This window comes from Nocardioides sp. BE266 (assembly GCF_031457855.1).
In the GTDB taxonomy this organism is placed as follows: Bacteria; Actinomycetota; Actinomycetes; order Propionibacteriales; family Nocardioidaceae; genus Nocardioides.
Genome location: NZ_JAURTI010000017.1, coordinates 1 through 6,724 on the forward strand (window position 1 = coordinate 1; position 6,724 = coordinate 6,724).

General features: G+C 73.3%; 7 protein-coding genes and 1 rRNA gene. 7 read left to right on the forward strand and 1 reads right to left on the reverse strand.

Going from position 1 to position 6,724, the window contains the following annotated elements:
* Together rrf and J2X46_RS24035 are read left to right on the forward strand one after the other, a co-directional pair.
* A 5S ribosomal RNA gene (rrf, locus tag J2X46_RS24030) occupies positions 1-88 on the forward strand; the annotation flags it as partial.
* Between the two features lie 184 nt (positions 89-272).
* The gene (locus J2X46_RS24035) at positions 273-650 is read left to right on the forward strand and encodes a single-stranded DNA-binding protein (RefSeq protein WP_310255085.1); all 378 of its coding nucleotides are present in this window, start codon (positions 273-275) and stop codon (positions 648-650) included.
* Here J2X46_RS24035 and J2X46_RS24040 read toward each other — a convergent pair.
* Positions 625-1,743 (reverse strand): DUF1015 family protein, encoded by a 1,119-nt coding sequence (locus J2X46_RS24040; RefSeq protein ID WP_310255086.1) that lies wholly within the window; start codon positions 1,741-1,743, stop codon positions 625-627. The genes J2X46_RS24035 and J2X46_RS24040 overlap by 26 nt on opposite strands.
* Before the next feature lie 48 nt (positions 1,744-1,791).
* Between J2X46_RS24040 and J2X46_RS24045 the strand changes: the two genes are divergently transcribed.
* From J2X46_RS24045 to recN, 5 genes are read left to right on the forward strand one after another with little or no spacing between them, the layout of a single operon-like run.
* Positions 1,792-2,811, forward strand: a complete 1,020-nt coding sequence (locus J2X46_RS24045; protein WP_310255087.1) for an HAD-IIA family hydrolase — start codon at positions 1,792-1,794, stop codon at positions 2,809-2,811.
* A 10-nt stretch (positions 2,812-2,821) separates the two neighbouring features.
* Positions 2,822-3,112: a hypothetical protein gene (locus J2X46_RS24050; protein WP_310255088.1), complete on the forward strand. Its 291-nt coding sequence runs from the start codon at positions 2,822-2,824 to the stop codon at positions 3,110-3,112.
* Between the two features lie 6 nt (positions 3,113-3,118).
* Positions 3,119-3,958, forward strand: a complete 840-nt coding sequence (locus J2X46_RS24055) for a TlyA family RNA methyltransferase (RefSeq protein WP_310255089.1) — start codon at positions 3,119-3,121, stop codon at positions 3,956-3,958.
* Complete coding sequence (locus J2X46_RS24060; protein ID WP_310255090.1) at positions 3,955-4,914, forward strand: NAD kinase; 960 nt, start codon at positions 3,955-3,957, stop codon at positions 4,912-4,914. The genes J2X46_RS24055 and J2X46_RS24060 overlap by 4 nt, the downstream gene beginning before the upstream one ends.
* The gene (gene recN, locus J2X46_RS24065; protein ID WP_310255091.1) at positions 4,907-6,679 is read left to right on the forward strand and encodes a DNA repair protein RecN; all 1,773 of its coding nucleotides are present in this window, start codon (positions 4,907-4,909) and stop codon (positions 6,677-6,679) included. Before J2X46_RS24060 ends, recN begins: the two co-directional genes overlap by 8 nt.
* Positions 6,680-6,724 lie beyond the last annotated feature (45 nt).

Genomic DNA, 6,724 nt, shown 5'->3' on the forward strand with positions numbered 1-6,724 from the left:
CGGTCCCATACCGAACCCGGAAGTTAAGCCTTTCAGCGCCGATGGTACTGCAACCGAGAGGTTGTGGGAGAGTAGGACGCCGCCGGACATACATTGTGAGAGTGGGGTCGCCCTTCGGGCGGCCCCACTTTTGCATTTCCTGTCCGACCGCTGCGTCGTGGGCCGGCAATCGTCCACAGACGGCGCCTCGAGCGCATCATCCACAGGGGGCGTACCGACGAGCGCTGAGCTGTCGGTCGACTCGTCCAGTGTGGTGCGCCAGGAGGTGCACTGTGCACGAGACACAGACAAAGGAACGGGCCGGCGACGAGGTCGTGGCCAACGACGTACGACTGGTGGGCCGGGTCACCGGCGAGCCGACGGCACTCGAGCTGCCGAGCGGGGACGTCCTGGTGACGTTCCGGATCTCGGTCCCGCGCGAGGGCCGGTCAGGGCCGCAGCAGGGTCGCAGTCAGGGGGTCGACTCGGTGCCGTGCACCGTGTGGAGCCCGCGGCTGCGGCGGAGCGTGCTGGGCTGGCGGGCCGGCGACCTGGTGGAGGTGAGCGGTGCCGTGCGGTGCCGGTTCTTCCAAGCGGGCGGAGCGACGCGCTCCCGCGTGGAGGTCGAGGCGTCCGCCGCGCGGATCATCCGCCGGTCACCGGCCGCATGAGGACGCCGAGGCTCGGCTTGGGCTGGAAGGACGTGGCCTTCTCCGGCAGCAGTCCGCCGGACTCGATGAGTGCCTGCACCTGCTCGAAGGCAGGGCTGGGCAGGAGCACGGCCGGCGACGTCGCCGACGTGGCGTCGAGCGCATCGTCCACGTTGTGGTGGTGCTGGATCCTGCGCACCGGGCGCGGCAGCAGGGGCAGCACGCGCTCGTGCAGCCAGGCGACCGCGGCCTGCTGCGCGAGGTCGCGCGGTGCCACCGTGTGCCACGTCTCGCCGTCGGTGAGCACGAGGTGGGTGCTGTCCAGGGCGCTGAGCGCGTGCTGACGGCCACTCGTGCCGATGTCGGCGCCGGCAGAGATGGCTGCGGTGACGAGCTCGTCGAGCGTCGCGCCGGACAGGGTGCGGTGGATCGCCCCGAGGAACAGGGGAGTGTCGTCCTGGTCGACGATCATGGCCAGGCCCGCGTCCCACGCCGTGCCGGGATGCGCCTCCTGGAGCCGCAGGTAGGCGGCGTACCGGTGGTGGCCGTCGGCGAGCAGGCAGCGGGTGCGGGCGAGGCACTCGGCGATCGTCTCGAGCTGGGCAGCGTCGCGGATCGCCCAGATCCGTTGCCGCTGGCCGGTCCGGTCGAGGTAGCGCCAGCTGGGCTTGCTGCGGGCCACTTGCGCGACGAGGTCGCGCAGGGTGGCGTCGCCGTGGTGGACCAGCAGGATCGGTGCCGGGTTGAGGTCCATCTGCAGCATCCGGTCGGCCAGCTCGCCGGCCTGCTCCGGGTGGATCGCCTCGTGCGGCCAGACGGCGCGGCCCGCGAGCGTCTCAGCGCGGTGCGACATGTCGAGCGAGCCCACCAGGCCGCGGACGGTGAGGCCCCCGGAGGTGTACTCGTGCAGGTAGATGGCCGGTTCGGTGTCCGAGGTGGCCCGACCTTGGTCGATCCACCGGGTCAGGCGGGCCGCGACGTCGCGGTAGGGTCGCGCCAGCGCTCGAGCCGATGCCGGGTCCCCGACGCGCCCCGGAGCCAGCATGACCGCCCGGAACGGGAGGAGCGTGAGGGGCTTCGCGACGTACGGGGGCACGACGGTGGCGAAGTCCATCGGAGCATCGTAGGGGGACGCTGGTCACAGTCCGGAGAGGGGTGGAGCATGCTCGAGGAGTCGACGGGTCCGATCCTGGAGGCGCACGACCTCGTGATGTTCGACCTCGACGGCGTGGTCTACGTCGGGGGCCATGCGATCGACGGCGTGGCCGACCGCATCGAGCGCGTCCGGGCCGCTGGGGCCCACGTGGCGTTCGTGACCAACAACGCGTCGCGCACGCCCGACCAGGTGGCGAAGAAGCTCCTCGACGTCGGCGTCGCGGCGGAGGGCAGTGACGTCGTCACGAGCGCCCAGGCCGCGGCGCGGCTGCTGGCGGAGGAGCACGGCGCGGGCGCGAAGATCCTGCTGCTCGGTGGCGAGGGACTGGAGGTCGCGCTGACCGAGGCCGGGCTGGAGCCGGTCGCGGATCCCGAGGGTGCGGTGGCGGTGGTCAGCGGCTACGGCCCCGACGTGCGCTGGCGCGACATCATGCGGGTCTCGACCCTGGTGCGCGATGGTCTTCCCTACGTCGCCAGCAACACCGACATGACGATCCCGACGCCGTACGGCATCGCTCCCGGCCACGGCGTGCTGGTGAGGACGATCAGCGGCTTCGCAGGAGTCGAGCCGACGGTGGCGGGCAAGCCGGAGAAGCCGCTGATGGAGGAGACGGTCCTCCGGGTTGGCGGCGACCGTCCGATCATGGTGGGCGACCGGCTCGACACCGACATCGAGGGTGCACACGCGATCGACGTACCGTCGCTGCTGGTGCTGACGGGCGTGACGTGGCTCGAGCAGCTGGTTGCGGCCGCGCCCGAGCTCCGGCCGACCTACATCTCGCCCACGTTGGAGGGGCTCTTCGAGCCGCACCCGGTCCCGGACGAGGACGACGGTTCGGTCCGGCTCGGCGGCTGGACCGCGTCGGTCGGGGACGGCCGGCTCACGGTCAGTGGTGAAGGCAGCGACGCCGACTGGTGGCGTGTCGCCGCGGTCGCCGGGTGGCGGCACCTCGACGCGACCGGTGCGCCTGCCGACGTCTCCGACACGACCCCGCCCGGGCCTGTCCGGCAGCTCGGCGCCGAGTAGGCTCGCGGCCATGGACCAGGACTTCGACGACGCCTCGCCCGAGCAGGGCGAGGGCGACTACTCGGCGTCTGACGAGGGGTCGGCCGAGTCGTCCGGCGAGCCTGTCGCAGAGACGCGGCCGGCGATCGACTACGAGCCGACAGGGGTCGACTCCGTCGATCGCGTGCTGGCTGACGTGGCGACCGTGGCCGACCGCCCGGTGGGCGAGCACGTCGAGGTCTTCGAGCGCGCCCACGAGCAGCTGCGCCGTGCCCTCGACGCCCAGCCCGACGCGGCACCCGACGGCGGACAGGGCGCCTGACGCACCGTGCCCCCACGACGACTTCGACTCGACCAGGAACTGGTCCGTCGCGGCCTCGCCCGGTCGCGCGAGCACGCGAGCGAGCTGGTGGCGGCTGGCCGGGTGACGGTGTCCGGCGCGGTGGCGAGCAAGCCGGCGACCGGGGTCACCACCGACGTCGCGATCGTGGTGCGTGAGGACCCGACCTCCGTCGACTACGTCTCGCGCGGGGGCCACAAGCTGGCCGGAGCGCTCGAGGCCTTCGCCGACCACGGGCTCACCGTCGACGGGAAGCGCTGCCTCGACGCGGGCGCGTCGACGGGCGGGTTCACCGACGTGCTGCTGCGAGCGGGCGCACGCGAGGTGGTCGCGGTCGACGTCGGCTACGGCCAGCTGGCATGGTCCCTGCAGAGCGACGACCGGGTGGTCGTCCACGATCGCACCAACATCCGTGAGCTCACCCCGGAGATCGTGGGGGAGCCGGTCGACCTGGTGGTCGGCGACCTGTCCTTCATCTCACTCGCCCTGGTGCTCGACCCGCTGCTCTCGGTGACCCGAGAGGACGGCGCGCTGGCCCTGATGGTGAAGCCGCAGTTCGAGGTGGGCAAGGACCGGGTCGGCAAGGGCGGCGTCGTTCGCGACCTGGCGTTGCGGGCCGAGGCCGTCACCACGATCGCCGACCTCGCCGCCGAGCGCGGCTGGGGCGCGGTCGCCGTAACGGTGAGCCCGCTGCCGGGCCCGTCGGGCAACGTGGAGTTCTTCCTGCTCCTGCGCCACGGGCCTGCCGCGATCGGCGCCGACGACATCCCTGCCGAGGTCGATCGTGCGGCCTCGCTGGGGGTGGCGGGTGAGAGGGTGGACCCGTGACCCTCGACAGCCCGTTGCGCCGCGTGCTCGTGCTCGCCCACACCGGGCGGGCCGAGGTGCGCGAGGTCGCGCGCGAGTGTGTCCAGTCGCTGACTGACCACGGGATCGCCGTACGACTCCTCGCCGACGAGGCCGCTGACCTGGGCCTGGCCGCCGACCCGCTCGGCGAGGGTCTCGTCGAGACGACGCTGGCCGAGGACACCCCCGGCGAGGGCTGCGAGCTGGTGCTGGTGATCGGCGGCGACGGCTCGATCCTGCGCGCTGCCGAGGTCACCCACGCGACGAGCACGCCCCTGCTCGGCGTGAACCTGGGCCACGTCGGCTTCCTCGCCGAGGCCGAGCAGGACGACGTCGAGTCCACGATCACCGCGATCGTCGACCGTGCCTACACCGCCGAGGACCGCCTCACGCTCGACGTTCGGGTGATGGTGGGCAAGGAGGTCCAGTTCTCGACCTTCGCCCTCAACGAGGCCAGCGTCGAGAAGGCCGCCCGCGAACGCATGCTGGAGGTCGTCGTCGAGGTCGACGGCCGGCCGCTGTCGCGATGGGGCTGCGACGGCGTGGTGTGCGCGACGCCGACCGGGTCGACGGCATACAACTTCAGCGCCGGTGGCCCCGTGGTCTGGCCCGAGGTGGAGGCCCTGCTGATGGTGCCGCTGAGCGCGCACGCGCTGTTCGCCCGCCCCATGGTGGTCGCCCCGAGCTCCGTGCTCGCCATCGAGGTGCTCGCCAACACGGAGGGCTCCGGGGTGCTGTGGTGCGACGGGCGGCGCTCGGTCGACCTGCCGCCGGGCGCGCGGATCGAGGTACGCCGCGGCGCTCGGCCGGTGCGGCTGGTCCGCCTGCACGAGGCCCCGTTCACCGACCGGCTGGTCGCGAAGTTCGACCTGCCCGTCGAAGGGTGGCGCGGCGCGGCCGAGCGTCGTCGCCGGGACAACGGTGACGCCGATGCTTGAGGAGCTGCGGATCAGCTCGCTCGGCGTGATCGACTCCTCGACGCTCGAGCTCGGACCTGGCCTGACGGTCATCACCGGTGAGACCGGAGCCGGCAAGACGATGGTGGTCACCGCCCTCGGCCTGCTCCTGGGCGGGCGCGCCGACTCCGGCGCCGTACGGTCCGGGGCCAAGCAGGCGCGCGTGGAGGGCGTGGTCGCGGCGGGGTCGCTGGCCGACTTCCGCGAGGCCGTTGAGGAGTCCGGCGGTGAGGTCGAGGACGACCAGGTCGTGCTCGCCCGCAACGTCGCCGCACAGGGACGTTCGCGCGCCTGGGTCGGCGGGGCCGCCGTGCCCGTCACGACCCTCGCCGACCTCGCCGAGCCGCTGGTCGCCGTGCACGGGCAGTCCGACCAGCACCGCCTGCTGAAGGCAGGCGCCCAGCGCGCCTCGCTCGACCGGTTCGGCGGCGCAGCGCTGGCCGAGACCGCGGCGGCGTACGCCGAGCGCTGGAGCGAGCTGGCCCAGACCGAGCGCACCCTGGCCGAGGTCGTCGGCTCCGCCCGCGAGCGGGCCCGCGAGGCGGACCAGCTGAGGTACGGCCTCGGCGAGGTCGAGGCCGTGGACCCGCAGCCGGGGGAGGACGCCGAGCTCGCGTCCGAGGAGACCCGGCTCGGCTTCGCCGACACCCTGCGCACCGCCGCCGAGCAGGCGCGTGAGGCACTCTCCAGCGACGAGGGCGCCGTCGACGCGCTGGCCACGACCAGCGCCGCGCGCCAGGCGCTCGAGGGCGTCCGCGAGCACGACGCGACAGCAGGCGAGCTCGCCGACCGGGTCGCCGAGCTGAGCCACCTGCTGGTCGACCTGGCCGGGGACGTGGCGTCCTACGCCGCGACCCTGGACACCGACCCCGCCCGCCTGGCCGCCGTCTCGGAGCGACGGGCGGCGCTGACCGCACTGACCAGGAAGTACGGCGAGACCATCGACGAGGTGCTCGCCTGGGCCGAGGAGGGCGCCAAGCGGCTGCTCGACCTCGAGGACACCGACGGCCAGATCGCCGAGCTCGAGGCGCGCCGCGACCGGATCCGCGGGGAGCTCGGTGAGCTCGCCGCGAAGCTGACCACGCAGCGCACGGCGGCCGCGAAGAAGCTCGGCACGGCCGTCAGCGACGAGCTGACGTCCCTCGCCATGCCCCATGCCGTCGTGTCGATCGCCGTCACCCAGAACGAGACGTCAGCCCCCGAGACCCCGGCGGGGCCGCAGCTCGAGGTCGGCGGCCGCTGGCTGCGCGCGACGTCCCACGGCGTCGACGACGTGGAGTTCCTGCTGGCCGCCAACACCGGCGCGGACGCTCGCCCGCTCCACAAGGGAGCGTCGGGCGGTGAGCTCTCGCGCGTGATGCTGGCGCTCGAGGTCTCCCTGGCCGAGACCGGGTCGGTGCCGACCTTCGTGTTCGACGAGGTCGACGCCGGCGTCGGCGGACGCGCCGCGATCGAGGTCGGCCGTCGGCTGGCCGCGCTGGCCCGGACGTCCCAGGTGCTGGTGGTGACCCACCTGCCGCAGGTGGCGGCGTACGCCGACCGGCACGTCGTGGTCCACAAGTCCAGCGACGGCTCGGTCACCACGTCCGGCCTGGTCACGCTCGACGAGGACAGCCGGGAGCAGGAGCTCTCCCGGATGCTCGCCGGCGTCGACGACTCCGAGAGCGCCCGCGCGCACGCCCGCGAGCTGCTCGACGCCGCCGCGCCCGAGCGGGCGTGCCTCCCGGAACGGCAGGTGCGCGGCTGACACCATGGCGCGGTCATGAAGTTCGCAGTCCGCTCCCGTCCAGCC

Excerpts from the sequence above, each read along its gene's own strand:
- J2X46_RS24040 (WP_310255086.1), bottom strand. The coding sequence starts at position 1,743 with ATGGACTTCGCCACCGTCGTGCCCCCGTACGTCGCGAAGCCCCTCACG.
- J2X46_RS24045 (WP_310255087.1), top strand. The coding sequence starts at position 1,792 with ATGCTCGAGGAGTCGACGGGTCCGATCCTGGAGGCGCACGACCTCGTG.
- J2X46_RS24050 (WP_310255088.1), top strand. The coding sequence starts at position 2,822 with ATGGACCAGGACTTCGACGACGCCTCGCCCGAGCAGGGCGAGGGCGAC.
- recN (WP_310255091.1), top strand. The coding sequence starts at position 4,907 with ATGCTTGAGGAGCTGCGGATCAGCTCGCTCGGCGTGATCGACTCCTCG.